The sequence below is a fragment of the Limosilactobacillus reuteri subsp. porcinus genome, from assembly GCF_036621895.1.
Taxonomy (GTDB): Bacteria; Bacillota; Bacilli; order Lactobacillales; family Lactobacillaceae; genus Limosilactobacillus; species Limosilactobacillus reuteri_J.
In genome coordinates this window covers 1-15643 of the sequence record NZ_LN887475.1, presented here as the reverse complement: position 1 = coordinate 15643, position 15643 = coordinate 1, and the positions used below count along the sequence as shown (strand labels likewise).

Annotated in this window: 15 protein-coding genes and 4 tRNA genes; 1 reads left to right on the top strand and 18 read right to left on the bottom strand. The window is 39.4% G+C overall.

The genetic code is table 11. The annotated features are described in order from the left end of the window. Positions 1 to 62 precede the first annotated feature (62 nt). The 18 genes from AACL61_RS08555 to AACL61_RS08470 all read right to left on the bottom strand — a co-directional run bounded on the left by AACL61_RS08555 (position 63) and on the right by AACL61_RS08470 (position 14693). Positions 63 to 148: transfer RNA gene (locus AACL61_RS08555), tRNA-Leu, on the bottom strand. A gap of 57 nt (positions 149 to 205) precedes the next feature. Then, positions 206 to 658 carry a SprT family protein gene (locus tag AACL61_RS08550; protein WP_102816677.1) on the bottom strand — a complete coding sequence of 151 codons (453 nt, stop codon included), beginning with the start codon at positions 656 to 658 and terminating at the stop codon, positions 206 to 208. Beyond that, positions 651 to 2828 carry a Tex family protein gene (locus AACL61_RS08545; RefSeq protein ID WP_339111249.1) on the bottom strand — a complete coding sequence of 726 codons (2178 nt, stop codon included), beginning with the start codon at positions 2826 to 2828 and terminating at the stop codon, positions 651 to 653. The genes AACL61_RS08550 and AACL61_RS08545 overlap by 8 nt, the downstream gene beginning before the upstream one ends. 65 nt (positions 2829 to 2893) lie before the next feature. Beyond that, on the bottom strand, positions 2894 to 3721 hold the full coding sequence (gene nadE / locus AACL61_RS08540) for an ammonia-dependent NAD(+) synthetase (protein ID WP_339111248.1): 828 nt from the start codon (positions 3719 to 3721) through the stop codon (positions 2894 to 2896). Between the two features lie 12 nt (positions 3722 to 3733). After that, positions 3734 to 5200, bottom strand: coding sequence for a nicotinate phosphoribosyltransferase (locus AACL61_RS08535; RefSeq protein ID WP_339111247.1), 1467 nt, complete (start codon positions 5198 to 5200; stop codon positions 3734 to 3736). 61 nt (positions 5201 to 5261) lie between these two features. Continuing rightward, entirely contained in the window at positions 5262 to 5963 is a 702-nt protein-coding gene (locus tag AACL61_RS08530; protein WP_003666262.1) for a GntR family transcriptional regulator, read from the bottom strand. Between the two features lie 155 nt (positions 5964 to 6118). Further along, positions 6119 to 6838 carry an aspartate/glutamate racemase family protein gene (locus tag AACL61_RS08525; RefSeq protein ID WP_003670574.1) on the bottom strand — a complete coding sequence of 240 codons (720 nt, stop codon included), beginning with the start codon at positions 6836 to 6838 and terminating at the stop codon, positions 6119 to 6121. 32 nt (positions 6839 to 6870) lie between these two features. Continuing rightward, positions 6871 to 8520, bottom strand: coding sequence for an aspartate-alanine antiporter-like transporter (locus AACL61_RS08520; RefSeq protein WP_102816672.1), 1650 nt, complete (start codon positions 8518 to 8520; stop codon positions 6871 to 6873). 89 nt (positions 8521 to 8609) lie between these two features. Then, positions 8610 to 10010, bottom strand: coding sequence for an MFS transporter (locus tag AACL61_RS08515; RefSeq protein ID WP_339111246.1), 1401 nt, complete (start codon positions 10008 to 10010; stop codon positions 8610 to 8612). 117 nt (positions 10011 to 10127) lie between these two features. After that, the gene (locus AACL61_RS08510) at positions 10128 to 10772 is read right to left on the bottom strand and encodes a hypothetical protein (RefSeq protein WP_102816670.1); all 645 of its coding nucleotides are present in this window, start codon (positions 10770 to 10772) and stop codon (positions 10128 to 10130) included. 93 nt (positions 10773 to 10865) lie between these two features. Then, a tRNA-Gln gene (locus tag AACL61_RS08505) sits at positions 10866 to 10937 on the bottom strand. Between the two features lie 10 nt (positions 10938 to 10947). After that, a tRNA-Tyr gene (locus AACL61_RS08500) sits at positions 10948 to 11030 on the bottom strand. Between the two features lie 51 nt (positions 11031 to 11081). Then, entirely contained in the window at positions 11082 to 11438 is a 357-nt protein-coding gene (locus tag AACL61_RS08495; protein ID WP_231125407.1) for a hypothetical protein, read from the bottom strand. A gap of 30 nt (positions 11439 to 11468) precedes the next feature. Continuing rightward, positions 11469 to 11960 carry a metallophosphoesterase gene (locus AACL61_RS08490; RefSeq protein WP_226061906.1) on the bottom strand — a complete coding sequence of 164 codons (492 nt, stop codon included), beginning with the start codon at positions 11958 to 11960 and terminating at the stop codon, positions 11469 to 11471. A gap of 57 nt (positions 11961 to 12017) precedes the next feature. Further along, a complete protein-coding gene (locus tag AACL61_RS08485) occupies positions 12018 to 13517 on the bottom strand; it encodes a peptide MFS transporter (RefSeq protein ID WP_102816669.1) in 1500 nt (499 codons plus the stop codon). Between the two features lie 212 nt (positions 13518 to 13729). Continuing rightward, entirely contained in the window at positions 13730 to 14209 is a 480-nt protein-coding gene (locus AACL61_RS08480; RefSeq protein WP_339111245.1) for a lipocalin/fatty acid-binding family protein, read from the bottom strand. Further along, positions 14209 to 14418 carry a hypothetical protein gene (locus AACL61_RS08475; protein WP_339111244.1) on the bottom strand — a complete coding sequence of 70 codons (210 nt, stop codon included), beginning with the start codon at positions 14416 to 14418 and terminating at the stop codon, positions 14209 to 14211. Before AACL61_RS08475 ends, AACL61_RS08480 begins: the two co-directional genes overlap by 1 nt. Positions 14419 to 14620: 202 nt before the next feature. Beyond that, positions 14621 to 14693 (bottom strand) — tRNA-Asn (locus AACL61_RS08470). A gap of 284 nt (positions 14694 to 14977) precedes the next feature. Between AACL61_RS08470 and AACL61_RS08465 the strand changes: the two genes are divergently transcribed. Next, positions 14978 to 15310 carry a helix-turn-helix domain-containing protein gene (locus AACL61_RS08465; RefSeq protein ID WP_102816718.1) on the top strand — a complete coding sequence of 111 codons (333 nt, stop codon included), beginning with the start codon at positions 14978 to 14980 and terminating at the stop codon, positions 15308 to 15310. Positions 15311 to 15643: the final 333 nt, after the last annotated feature.

The window sequence follows — 15643 nt, the reverse complement described above, 5'->3', positions numbered from 1 at the left end:
ATTAAACAGAAATTTTAAACAAAAAAGCACTGAGCAAATATTGCTCAGTGCTTTTTAAGTAGTGCGGCCGAGAGGACTTGAACCTCCACGGTCATAATCGACCATAAGATCCTTAATCTTACGCGTCTGCCAGTTCCGCCACGGCCGCATATCAACCAACGAATATTATTATAGCAAGATACTTATTCGTTGGCAACAACTTTTTTCAATTTTTTAAAATAAATTTGTGCCCACATCGTCGACAAATGTATCTTTGGGTGTTGAAACGCCGTTGTCGTGCGATTTCAACACCACAACCGGTACATATATAATGCCATTTTTTCTTAGAATTTACCTTTCTTTTACTAGTCGGTGGCGCATATCTTGATCCTCCCACCTGTGCTAGTAAAGTTTTAAATTCTCTACTGCGATGGTGATAATCCATTCCTAACAGATGTAAATGATAATGGCACAATTCATGAAGAACCACTTGGCGCAGATTATGAAGATCAAACTCAGTATACATTAACGGGTTGATATCAATATGATGGTCACTTAAATGGTAGCGTCCACCGGTTGTTTTTAACCGCTTATTAAAAAATACCTTGTGCGTAAATTCGCGCCCAAAGTATTCTTTTGACCACTGTTCGGTCAATTGTTGTAATTCAGCATTAGTCATTTGTGACTGTCTCCGGTTCAAGCATCGTTAATTGAATCCGCTGACGCTTCAAATCGACATCATCAATCCACACGTCAACAATATCACCAACGACTACCATTGTCCGCGGATCACGAATGAACTGCTTACTCATCTTTGAAACATGAACTAACCCATCATGTTTGACACCGATATCAACAAAGGCTCCAAAGTCGACAACGTTCCGGACAGTTCCTTGAAGCTTCATCCCCGGCTTAAGGTCTTCAATCGTCATTACATCATGGCGTAATAATGGAGCAGGCATTGAATCACGCAGGTCACGACCTGGCTTTTGCAAGGAAGAAATAATATCAGTAACGGTTTCAGTCCCGACTTGATCATCCGTAAACTGCTTAACATCAATTTTCTTTAACTTATCATCAGCACTTGGCGTTCCCAACTCATCAATATTAATTCCCGCCGCTTGAATAATCTTTTCCGCCACCTGGTAACTTTCTGGGTGAACATCGGTGTTATCTAATGGATTTTCGCCACCAATAATCCGTAAGAAACCAACAGATTGTTGATAAGCTTTAGGTCCTAACCGTGGCACTTTCTTTAACTGTGTCCGGTTTGTGTAGCGGCCATTTTCATCTCGATAGGTAACGATATTTTTAGCAATCGTTTTATTAAGACCGGAAATCCGCGTCAACAACTGGTAACTAGCTGTATTGAGGTTAACTCCTACCCGATTTACCGCCCGTTCAACAATTGTTTCCAGTTCCCCGCTCAATTCTTTCTTCGGCAAATCATGCTGGTATTGCCCAACACCAACCGCTTGAGGATCAATCTTGACTAATTCAGCAAGTGGATCTTGCAAACGACGACCGATACTAATTGCACTTCGCTGTTCAACATGCAAGTCAGGAAATTCATCACGCGCTTCCTTACTTGCAGAGTAAACAGAGGCACCGGCTTCATTTACGATGACATAATAGATTGGCCGTTTAATCTTTTTAAGAGCTTCCGCCACAAACTGTTCTGATTCCCGGCTAGCTGTCCCGTTACCAATCGCAATCATTTCAACGTGGTACTTTTCTAGTAAGTCAATAAATTCACTTTCTGCTGTCGCACGTTGCTTTTCTGGCGCCGGTTTGTGGGGGTAAATAACTGCTTTAGTTAAAAATTTCCCATTCTCATCAAGAACCGCTAACTTACAACCAGTTCGGTAAGCAGGGTCAAATCCTAACACAACTTTTCCCTTAATTGGTGCTTGCATCAATAAATGATAGAGATTTTCACCAAAGACCTTGATTGCCTGTTCATCAGCGCCCTCTGTTAATTGTCGCCGCAGTTCCCGTTCAATTGCAGGGCCCAAGAAACGCTTGTAGGCATCCTTGTAAGCTTCCTCAATAAAGGCAGTCGCGTCATTTTTCTTGCTAGTTTTAATCAAACGGAAACGAAGGTAATTCATCACCGGTTCTTCATCTAAAGTGATTTTGACGTTAATAATTCCTTCTTTTTCTCCGCGATTAAAGGCTAAGATTTGATAAGAATTTAATTTTTGAACTGGACTAGTGAACTCATAGTACTGCTTGTAAGTCCCCAGTTCATCCTTTTCTTCGCCACCACGTTTTACGCTTGTCTCTAATTGACCATGTTGGGCAGTATAATTTCGCAACCAGCTTCGTACCGTGGCCATTTCACTAATTGCTTCAGCCAAAATTTCATGTGCGCCTGTTAATGCACTCTCAGCATCAGGAACATCATCGTTAATAAACTCTTGCGCCTTCGCACTTAAATCATCATCGGGATAAGATAGCAGCCAATTTGCTAACGGTGCCAAGCCATGTTCACGAGCTTGTTGGGCCTTCGTCTGTCGCTTTTGCTTATATGGCAAGTAAAGGTCTTCTACTTCTTGCAATTCGGTCGCACTGTTAATTTGCTTTTTGAGCGCCGGTGTTAGCTTACCGAGCTCTTTAATTTTATTGATAACTGTTGCTTGACGTTCCTGCAATGTCGTTACCCGGTGATATTCATCCCGGATCGCTTGCAATTGAACTTCATCAAGCGTGCCCGTCATTTCTTTACGGTAACGGGCAATGAAAGGAATTGTATTTCCTTCATCCATTAATCCGAGGGCCGCTTTAATTTGTTGAGGGCGAATATCCGGTAATTGTTTACTAACAAGTTGAAGTGTTTCCTCTTCCATCATCATTCTCCTTAAAACTAGCAAAGAGACTGAGTTGATTCCCAGCCTCCCATTTTATTATCAATTTACTTCCACCAAGTATCATATGGAGCAATCGGTAAGTGACGCTTATGTTGAGTTCGCCGATACCAGCCTTCAATTTTTTCAGCAACTGCTGGCGAAACTTCACGACCTTCTAAGTAGTCATCAATTTCATCATAGTGAACACCAAGCGCTTCTTCATCGGGACGCATTGGTTTGTCTTCTTCCAAGTCTGCGGTTGGTGTTTTATCATAAAGCTTTGCTGGTGCTCCTAAGTATTGTAATAAGGCCTTTCCTTGTCGCTTATCCAATCCAGAAAGTGGCGTGATATCGGCACCGCCATCCCCAAACTTAGTGTAAAAACCAGTTACTGCTTCAGCGGCATGGTCTGTTCCCACTACAGCTCCTTTGTTTTCTCCACCAATAGCATATTGGACAATCATTCGTTCTCGGGCTTTAATGTTTCCCTTATTAAAATCGCTAATTGGCGTACCGGCTTCGTTTAAGGATGCCACCATCGCATCAGTAGCCGCCTTAATATTAACCCGCATTATTTTATCAGGTTTAATAAAGTCATTAATCACAAACATTGCATCTGATTCATCAGCTTGCTCACCATATGGCAACCGGACTGCGATAAATTGGTATTCATTGTCGCCAGTCTCTTCCCGCAGCTTTTCGACTGCCAATTGTGAAAGCCGCCCCGCCAAACTTGAATCTTGACCACCAGAAATTCCTAATACTAAGGCCTTCATCTTAGTGGTTTGGAGAAAGTCACAGATGAACTGAACACGTTTAGTTACTTCTGCTTGGGGATCAATTTGCGAGTTAACGCCTAATGCATTAATTATTTCTTCTTGATACTTTCGCACTACAGATTACCTCTACTTATTCAATGATTTAACATATTCATGAACTTGGTGAATTAATTTAAGTTTATTATCATAGCATTTCTGTGATAAGTCGACTGGGTATACTTCTGGGTTTAAATCGCGTTTATATTCATCCCACAAAGCATTTAAGCTATCGAAACGGTGTTGACGACTCCCCTCTAAGGTCGGTTCATCATAAACATACTTACCATCTTGCCAGATTGTCTTTAGCATTGGCCGGGCGGTAAAATCCTCCACGTCTTTTTGCTGGAGTGGGAAGTTAGGATTGAACATATTGAGTGACTTTTCATTACGAGGATCCTCATCAACTAATGTAATATAATCCCCTTCACTCTTGCCGTCTCCACGATCGTTAATCCGCCATACTTGTTTTTTGCCGGGAGTTGACATTTTACCAACATTATTAGAGATCTTAATCGTATCAACAAGTTGGCCATCTTCATCTTCAATAGCGACTAATTTGTATACGGCCCCTAAAGTTGGTTGGTCATAGGCAGTAATTAGCTTAGTCCCGATTCCCCATGTATCAATCTTCGCCCCTTGCATTTGCAAGTTTTGAATTGTCTTTTCATCTAAGCCATTAGATGCGATGATTTTTGCGTCTGGGAAACCAGCATCATCCAACATTTTGCGTACTTTTTTAGATAGGTAGGCCATATCACCACTGTCAATGCGGACACCGATAAAGTTAATTTTATCGCCAAATTCCTTAGCAACCTTAATTGCGTTAGGAACCCCACTCTTTAAGGTATCAAAAGTATCCACAAGAAAGACACAATTATGATGAGTTTCTGCATATGCTTTAAATGCGTCATAATCATTCATGTATACCTGCACAAGAGCATGGGCATGGGTTCCTGAAATCGGGATACCAAATAATTTACCTGCACGGACATTACTTGTTGCATCGAAGCCACCAATATATGCTGCTCGCGTTCCCCACAAAGCTGCATCCAATTCCTGTGCCCGACGTGAGCCAAATTCCATTACAGTTTGGTTACCAACAATTGACTTAATCCGTGAAGCCTTTGTCGCAATCATAATCTGATAATTAAGAATATTTAAGATTGCCGTTTCAATCAATTGGCCCTCAATAATCGGCGCATCAACTTGAATAATAGGCTCATGGTTAAATACCAGATCTCCTTCTTCAAAGCTGTTGATTGAACCCGTAAATTTAAAGTTACGTAAATATTCTAGAAAGTCATCATCAAATTGATTCGTAGACTTTAAGTATTCAATGTCGCTATCAGTAAAATGTAATTGTTTTACATAGCGAATAATGTGATCTAACCCGGCAAAAACAGCGTACCCATTATTAAATGGCATTTTACGGAAGAAGGCCTCAAAGACAGCACGGCGGTTACCCATTCCTTTTTTCCAGTAGGTCTGCATCATACTCAATTCATACGCATCAGTATGCAGGGTAAGGCTATCATCCGGATAATCAAATTTCATTAGTATAATTCCTCTCAAAAGTAATATCGTTAATCAGTATTGTAACATGGATTTGTCTTGATTACTTTTCAAAGACAAATTCAAACCGTGATCCAACATATTGAGTGTGGACATATTCAAAAGGACGACCATCTTGCAAGTAAGATAGTTGGGTCATTCGCAAGAGAGCATCTCCACGTTTAATCTGCAAGTAATTAGCAATCTTTTCCGTCGCCTTCGTTGCTGAAATATGCTGAGTTGCATGACCAGGATAGAGGTTCGCCTTTTTTTCTAGCGTCCGATAAAAAGACGTGGTAATTTCTTCTTTGCTAAATTTTTGAACGAGGTTAGCAGGAACAGTTGCGATTTCATAACAAATTGGCACATCATTTCCATAACGAACCCGTTCCATTCGTAAAACCTGTTCATCTGGGGCTAACTTTAGCTTTTCAACCTCTGTTTGCGAAGGGATCGTCAAGTGGTAAGAAATTGTCTTACTAGCAGCTTTCTTCCCTGTCGCGTGCATTAATTCAGTAAAGCTCGTTATTCCTGACATCTTTTCTTGGACTTTGCGATTAGCGACAAAAGTTCCAGAGCCAACTCTTCGTTCAAGAATTCCTTCATCAACTAATGCTTGAATTGCTTGCCGCAAAGTCATTCGACTGACGCCAAAATCATTAGCGAGTTCGCGTTCAGCGGGAATTTTATCGCCAACTTTCCACTCACCATCTTCAATGTTTTGTCTTAACTGATTATGAATTTGAATATAAACAGGTGAACTCATTTTCTTTCCTCCTTACGCCATTGTTTGCTAAACATTGCGCATGTGTATATTTTACACCATTTCCAAAAATCTAGACCAATTTCTTAAAATATCGGCAAAAAATTAATAAAAATTAGAGACCGTTGGAATTATTACCTTTCTCCGGTCTCTAATTTTTAATTTTTATTATTTTGTCGTAATTTCAATGCTCGTTCAAGGGAGCGATCAACAATAATTGATTGTGAATCGGCAACAGGGTACTTAGTTTCAGGATCCATCTCTTCTGCAAAAGATAATTCAGTACAACCCAAAACTACTACATCTGCTCCTTGTTCTTCAATCATTTTCCGTACTAGCTCATGATACTTCTTGCCATCGGAATGACCAGCCTCTTTGATATCATGGTAAATCAGGTCTTCTGTCATATCGGCAATCTCAGGAGTTGGCTTGATAAGTTCGTACCCAGCCTTCTCAATATAAGGATCATATAGGTTAGCTGCCAAAGTTCCCTTAGTGGCTAATAGGCCAACCCGCTTTGCATCCGGCTTAATCTTCTTGATCTCGTTAACCGTTTCTTGCAGCATATTGAGAATTGGAATCTCCGTTGCTGCCTGTAACTTATCAAAAGAGTAATGGGCTGTATTACAAATTAAAACAAAGAATGCAGGATTCAAAAGACTTTGCTGTTTAATATCTTCAATCAGGGCCTCATTAGGATCTGGTTGACTATGATCGAGAATCCATGTAGTACGATCAGGAACGGTTGCATGGTTAACAACTAAATAGTTTAAGTAATCTTGATCACGATGAATTGGCGTTCTTTTATCTAACAGACGTACATAACTCTCTGTTGCCAGCGTCCCCATTCCACCTAAAATTGTAAAAAATTGTTGCATTATAATTTTGCACGCCCTTTCTAAGCGATAAATTATGATAGTAGCGCCACAAAAATCGGCCCTAGTAATGTAATTCCAATATTACCAACTACAAACGCCGGAGTAAAGGCAGCCGCATAATATGCGCCACCTTCCGGCCCTGCTTTTTGCGAAATCTCATTCATTGCCGCTGCAATCGTTCCTGAACCAGTCATTGCTCCAATTAAAGCAAGAGGTTCCATTTTCAATACATAGCGTCCAAAGAACAGCGTTAGCAAATGTGGCATTATTGAAATCATCGCCCCAATAAATAAGACCCCGATACCTAACGACTTAATTGCACTTGTAAATGCTTGAGCTGATTGTAAACCAACTGTCCCCACAAAAAGCGTTAGTCCAAAACTCTGAAGAAAGCTGGTTACCGTTACAGGGATTGATTTACGGTCACGGTGACGCTCAATCCATGAACTCAGGATTAGTCCCATAATTAAAGCCGCCGTTCCATTCCCTAGTTGCAACGGAATACTATTTAATTTTAGCCCGATAATTCCTAAAAGGGAAGCACAACCGATTCCTAAAGAGAATAAAGAATAATTCATCGCTGTATCTGCAGCTTTCCAGCGTCCCATCTTTTTTAAGATTGCTTTGGTTCGTGATGTATTCCCAGTCAATGAAATCACATCCCCTGGTCGCAACTGGTTAATCAATTGTTGGTTTCCACTGATTGGGTCTTGAATGTTCACAAAAACCCCATGTTGCCGTAGAAGGGCTAATTCACCCGGTTTAAAGTTTTTTCCCAGAACAAAAGCTCGTTCACGCGGCGCATTGGTTGGCGTCAATACTTCTGTTAATCCTGGTACTCGCATCAACCGATCGAAATGAACAGCGTAACCAATAACAGTTAGCAAGTCGCCAGCCTGCAATTGATATTCAAGGTGGTCAGTCATTTTGCCATCATGAAAAGCAGCTAACCCAATAATCCGGTAATTAGACCGTCGATTAAATTCCTCAAGCGTTTTGCCGACAAGCGGTGAATCATTTGCAATGCGATATGTTCGTCGCCACGTTGGGTTCGGGTTTTTAGCATGAAAGTGATAATGCTCAGCCATTTTAGGACCCTGTTCAGCAATTGAAATCCCCAAAATTTTAGGTGCTAGGTCACGTAAAAAGATAATTACCCCTAATGTCCCAAAAACATATGTTAAAGCATAGGCAACTGGGAGTTGAGCCTCATAAGTTGCCCTAACACTTTGACTGACTGGCAATGACCCAATCGTTTGCAACGAACTGGCAACGGTAGCTGACTGGGTGAGGGCTCCTGAAATAACCCCGGCAGCGATCCCTGGTCCAATCTTAAAGGTGGAAAAAAGACTCCACCCAACTAAGAATGCAACAACCATCCAGAAAATACTAGCGATTAAAATTCGAATCCCAAATAGTTTCAAACTAACTAATAACTGAGGCCCGATCCGATAACCAACAGAGAACATGAAGGCGCCAAAGAAAATCGTTCCCAACATTTCGTCCCGGGGAAAACTCCCAATTTGCCCCACGATTAAGGTCACAATTAACGTTCCCACAGTTGCTCCAATATTAAATTTACCCGCAATTTTATAGCTGCCAATCAAAAAGCCAATTGCAAGACAAATAAACAGCGTAAAAACCTGATTGCTCACCATAAAGTGAACGATAGAATGTATCATTTTAACTTATAGTCACTTTCTTTAAAACCTGTAATAACTTGTATTAATCAAGCCACATTATTACATTCTTGTCAGGCTAATTCAACCACTTATTGAGAAATACTTTCCTTCTTTTGTTGCATGCGATAGTTAGTAACCATTGTTAATAAAGTAATGATTGCCAAAACGCCCAATAAGATAAAGTCAAATCGTCCTCCAGCATATGTACGTCCCATCAGTGAACCGCTGTTGCCCATTTGGAATAAAGCAATTGTAGAGGCAAGAAGACTAGTTCCCAGTGAGCCGGCAAATTGTTGGACCATATTAAAAATTGAGTTTACATCAGGGGCATTTTGCGGTTGAACCAACATTGAAGCATTGGAAATTGTATTAGAAAAAGCAAAGTTAAACCCAATTCGCAAAATAACAAAGAAGATCGTTATTAGTAATGGCGTTAAATGACGTTGGAAAATACTGAAGCAACTTGTCCCAATAACCAAAAGAATCCCCCCGGAAATAACTGGCGTAGCAAAACCATAACGATCAGCCAAAGTTCCAGCAAATGGCGAGATAAAAGCACCGATTAATGACCCGGGAAATAAAATAAGACCTGCGACAATTGCCGAAGAGTGCAAAACATATTGAACGTAAATCGGAATAACAAGCGAAATTCCAATGTTAATAAACTGTAAATTAAAATAAGTAACAGTTGATAGCCGCAATGGGAAAACCTTAAACACCTTTAAGTCAAACAATTCTGATTTACCATGATTATTGATATAGATAAAGGTGCTAAAGAAAATAATTGCTACCAATAATAAAAGCCAAAACTGCTTGCCAAATCCTTGTTTCCCAATTGAAGAAACTGCACTAATTATACTAATAAGGGCAATTGCCAGTGTAATCAAGCTTCCATAACTAAATGCTTTATCATTTCCAAGCGGTTTATTACGAATAAAAAGTTGACCATATACAAGACTAATCAAAACAATTGGTAGTAAAATCCAAAAGATCATCCGCCATGACAGCATTTCTGAAATGACCCCACCATATGTTGGTCCCAGTGCTGGTGCAAACGAAATAACCATTGCAGCCATTCCGGTCATCATGCCAATTCTTTCACGCGGAATCTCCGTAAAAATTAAATGGAACATTATTGGGGTTGCTAACCCAGTTGCCATTGCTTGAATCAACCTCCCCGTTAACAAAATAGGAAAATTACCAGTCAAAGCACACATCAAGTCACCAATAATGAAAAATGATACTGCAAATAAGTGCAACCAACGCGCTTGATATTGGCGTAATAGATAGGCAGTTGTCCCCATCGTAATTGTTACCATCAATAAATAGCCAGTTGTAATCCACTGAATAACATCGAGTGATACATTAAACTGAGCAGATAGTTCTGGATATGTGACGTTCATCGATGTTTCATTCAAAATTCCGATAAACGTTAGTAATGCAAGGGAACCAATTGCGAGATAAATCCGTGAATAGTTTTTTTCTGCCATTGCTTTCCGCTTCCTCCTTTAAATCAAAATAAAAAGAGCCACGGTGATAAAAACTCCACCACAGCTCTACAATAACGATTTAATTCTACCAAGGAAGCAGAACGAAAGTCAACGTTATTATTTTTCTGCTAGTTTCTTTAACCAGTCTTTTGTTTCTTCGTCTAGTTCAGGGGCAATTTCAAACTTAAATGGCGCCAGTAATAACCGTACTTTATCCCATTCAATCGTTTGATCATGATAGATCGTTGTTAGCATCATTGGCATCATCTGATCTTTTTTATGTGGATCAACTCCCGGCTGATTAATAAACGTAATTGCAGTAATCTTTCTGGCCAATAATTTTGCAATTAACGTCTCCATTTCCTGGGTTGTGACTGGGTGCTTAATTCGTAGACGTTTTTCTAACGGAACTGCAGGAAGTTCTTTTTGTAAAAACTTTTGAAGCAAATCCCACTCTCCCAGAATTTCTGGATAGAATTGCCAAGGTACCCGGGCATTAAGACTCACTAGTAAATTTGGAATGATCGCCTGTAAATCTCCATCATTTTCTTGTAAAGAATCACAAATTTCAATCAAGAACCGTTGAGCAGTTTCTCGAGCCCCAGATTGAACCCTCTTCTTAGCTGTTAAAGCAAAGCGAACCACTAGGAAATCTGTTAACTGTTCATCATCAATGGTCGCACCAGTCGCATTGCGTTTCACCTTAAAATCATTTATTTGTTTAGTTCGCATGCTTTTTGCAAAATGACCTTGTTTAGGCATTGGCTGTCATTCCTTTTTTCATATAGCTTAATAAAATTTTGAACTAGAAAAGGCTAAGAAAAACAGACGTTTTTCTTAGCCTTTCAATAACAGTTGGGCTAGCTGGATTCGAACCAGCGCATGACGGTACCAAAAACCGTTGCCTTACCGCTTGGCTATAGCCCAATAATAAAGATGGAGGAGGGTGGATTCGAACCGCCGAACCCGAAGGAACGGTTTTACAGACCGTCGCGTTTAACCAGACTTCGCTACTCCTCCAAGAAGTTGCTTGATTAAATATTTCTTATCAATCAACGTTTATTATAATACCTAATTTCCAACCTCATTGCAAGTGTTTTTTCTTCTTTTTTTGAAAAAACTAGATTTTTTAGTATAAAGGCAGCTAATCCATTGATCTAATAGGCTTTTCCCCTTCCAGTTCTCACTATTTTTGCGTCTTACGCCAACTGCTTGATTACGGTATTCAATATTTCCAACAGTAATTAATGATTGAGCATAATGAAGATGCCCATAGAAAACTGCTTTTACTTCCGGGAATTTAGCGAGTAATGCTCCTAAGTGTCTACTACCCAACATTGCTGTCGTCATCTCCCACATCCGCTGCCGCCGTGCTAACTCAATAATTGGATGCGGGAGAGCTTCTCTAATCGGTGCAAAGTGGGTCATAAAGATAACCTGTTTTTGTTGATTGCGAGCCTATTTTAGGTTTTCTTCAACTTGGTGTAAAATAATCGCCATTCGTTCTGGATCATTCATTGGCTGCATAATTGGACGATCCACCCAATATGCCCGCTTCCATTTTGCGACCCCTTTTACATTACTTTCATACGTTGAAAACGAATAATCATACCAACCATTGTTACCGATAATCCGCCAGTTTGTTTGGGGAATATCGATAAATCGGTTATGAAAATATAGATCATCATCCAAATTTTCTAATTGCTCATAAGTGACCCCTTTTAACATATCGTGGTTACCGGCAAGATAATGGACCTTTGTGATAGGCAATTGCGATTGTAGTTCCGCAAAATATACGCTGGTTTGCGCAAAATCATTAAAGGAATCCCCCACAGAAAAGTAATGATCAATTTCTTGACGGGTTAAATAATGCGCCTGTTGAGTAATAATTTCTGCAACATCAGCATGATTTAAATCTAAATGAAGGTCACTGCTTACTGCGATTTTCATAACTCACCTCATAAAAAAAGAGACCAAGAATTATTCTCGATCTCTTTAATATAATTTTTAGTCTACACCATCCATTAAGCCATGAATCTTCTTAACGAATAAGCAAAGGATCAATCCGAAGACGATACTTACTGCCCCGATAATTAAGAAGTATGGAACTTCTGTAGCTGATGAGTAGTACTTAACAACCTGGGCGTTAACCGCTTGTCCAGCAGCATCCGCCAAGAACCACATACTCATCATTTGAGACTTAAATGCTTTTGGTGCAAGTTTAGTAGTTACTGAAAGACCAATTGGTGAAATTAACATTTCGGCGATTTCAACAATGAACCATGAACCAACCAACCAGAATGGGCTAACCCGTCCAGCGGTTGTACCGTGAATCATTGCTGGAAGTGCCATCCAAACATATGAAAGACCTGCAATTACTAACCCAGCAGCAAACTTACCAGGAGCACTTGGTTGTTTTTTCCAGTGATCCCAAAGTGCAACGAAAAATGGTGTTAGGATCATAATGAATAATGGGTTCAATGTCTGGAAGTTAGCAGCAGCAAAGTGCCAGCCACCAATGTGTAAAATAGTCCGTTGTTCAGCGAAGAGGGCTAAAACAACTGAACCTGATTCTTCAATTGCCCAGAAGATAGCAGCAGCAATGAAAAGTGGAATGTAAGCAACAACCCGTGACTTTTCATCCTTTGTAACCTTCTTGGAATTCAACATCATTACAAAGTAGTAGATTGGTAAAGCAATAGCAATAACCGTAATGATTGTAATGATATTATTGATGTTTAATTGACCCATTGCCGCAAGCAATCCAAGAATGATCACTAATGCAATAACACCAACAATTGACCAAATAATTACTGGACGTAAACTTTCCTTATCGATCGGATCATCAGGATATAAGCTATCTTTTGAAAGATACTTCCGGCCGTCAACTACATATTGTACTAACCCAAAGAACATTCCGATAGCAGCTAGTGAGAAACCAGCGTGGAAGTTCGTTTCACCATGGAAAAGGTTTAAGCCAAAGCCATTAGCAGCCCAAGGGACAGCCCAAGGAGCAACAGCGGCCCCTAAGTTAATCCCGAAAACGAACATACTAAAACCAGAGTCTCGACGACGATCTTCAGGACTGTATAAGCCCCCAACCATTTCTGAAACATTTGGCTTCAATAACCCGGTACCAATAACAATCAAAGCGATTGATACATAAAGTGCTGACACACCAAATGGTAATGACAAAGCGATATGTCCAAACATAATAAGGACACCACCGATGAAGACCGTTCGACGCGATCCCCATACACGGTCAGATAACCATCCCCCGACAACACTGGCCAGGTAAACTAATGAACCATAAATTGACATAATTGATGCTGCGGTAGCTTGGTCCATACCCAAACCACCCTTGGTAACAGCGTAGTACATATAGAATAGAAGGATAGCCCGCATTCCGTAGTAACTAAATCGTTCCCACATTTCAGTGAAGAACAATGTCGACAATCCACGCGGTTGTCCAAAGAAGGAGGTATCCAAATTCTTTTGTTTACTCATACAATTCCTCCAAATAATTTCACTTTTCAATTAGCACAATGTTAATTGAATACGTATTCTAAACATTAAAAAACTTTAACAATAAAATTCAGAATAGTACTATTATAAACGTGTTTCAAAATATCGTCAATTGAAAAATAAGTTTTTGATGAGAACGCAAACGCATTTATGAGCTATAATTGTTTATTTTATTAAGTTTGTCGCTAAGATTATTAATTAGATGACGTATCACCATCAATAACCGGACGTGGGTAAACTTTTCCATTTCGAACAATGGCATATTCAGTTCCATTATCATCAACAAAGGCCCAACCTTCATCTGGCTCAGATAGGTCAGTCGCAGCCTTCAAATTATCAATCTCGCTGGTGTCTTTGTGGTGGTCACTCGCCCATTTTTTAAGTGCTGCGCGGGCATGAGTCGATGATTCCTTAGAATGAGTATCCTTAGTTGTAGAACTGTTAGTTTTCGCATGTTGTTCTTTTAAGAAATTATCAACGTCAAAGTCACCATGAACTCGTTTAAATGACTGATTAGGCCATTCATCGTTACCTACAAGGCTCAAATTATCTTCATTTAGCCGCGCATCAATTGGCGTATCATAATTACTATCATTTAAATTAATGATGTAATTATTCTTTTCCTTTTTCCAGGTCAATTGATCATGAATATCAGCCTGCGTCGGATTTGCCATTACATATGTCCCAGTTCCATCTGAATAGCAGCTCCATCGGCATCATCACGATACGAGCCCACAATATGTGACTCCTCTTTTTTTGCTGATGAGACTTGGGCACTGCTCTTGCTACTGTTGGAACTCGTGCTAGAACTACTACAGCCACTTGTACATAGCCCAATTGCAATTATGCTGGTTGCAACAAGGATTGCTTTACTAAATCGCATTATAAATACCTCCATTCTCCTAAACTACATATGAAACTAGTTACAGTTTTAGTATATTCTCATGTTAAAACATCTACAATTTTTTTGATATAAAAATTAATAATCTATCGTCAAAAACCGTAAATATGCAATTCAAATTATTAAAAAGATGTTTAGAAGGCATAAAAAAAGATGCTAGCCAAACAGCTAACATCTCAATCGACTCCGGCAGTCAGACTCGAACTGACGACAACCTGATTAACAGTCAGGTGCTCTACCAACTGAGCTATGCCGGAATAACTCAACGGATATAATTATATATTATCTCCTTATACCCGTCAAGTTAATTTAAAATTTGTCTAGAAATATTTTCAAGTAGGAGTTTGTTTATTTTCTGCTCTACTTAATCATAAGAAGTTTTAACAGCTTACTTTTGTTGAACCAATATAATAAGATTAGGTACTGATTTTTAGCTGAGATTAAGTTTCAATAAATCATATTCTCTTTTAGTTCGATCCGTTTAGCAACTTTAGTATATAATCATATTACCCTTAAAATAAAAAACAAGGAATAATCAACTATGGAACAACAATTAGGAAAAAATATTGCTAACCGTCGCCATGAATTAAATATGATCCAACAACAACTTGCTGAGTTAAGCAATCTATCAATTAATTTTATTTCTCGCCTTGAGCGTGGTGGATCAAACGATGTTAGTTCAACTACCCTTTTAAGATTGGCAACTGCTCTCGGCACATCGATGGATTCTCTAATGACTAATCAGGCGTCTACTGGGAACAATTCTCATCGTGGACCACAGTTGAGGAAATTAATTAATAAGCTTGAAAATTACGATTATTCTAAAACAGAACATTTAAGTAAAATAATATTAGAACTTCTTGAAAACAAATAAAAAGCCTCCCCAAGTTATGACGGAAGGTCTTTTTTATTCGAATGACAAATCATCTCTTTGTTTTTCACTTGATGACGTTTATTAAACTGATTGTTTTTACTTGTTTTTGTAATTCGCTGTTTTTGTCGTGCTTCTTCTACAGTTTCAAGTTGAAGGCCTACTTTTCCATGGAATATCTGAGAGTTTTCATACACCCGAATAGGAAACTGATTGTTTAAGTTGTACTTTCTTAGTTATCGTCTTAGCATCTTTACGTGGGCTTGCTTTATTAACAGAAAGGCGACTTATTGATACTGTTATTGACTGCTTACGTTGATGACAGTGTGGGCAGTT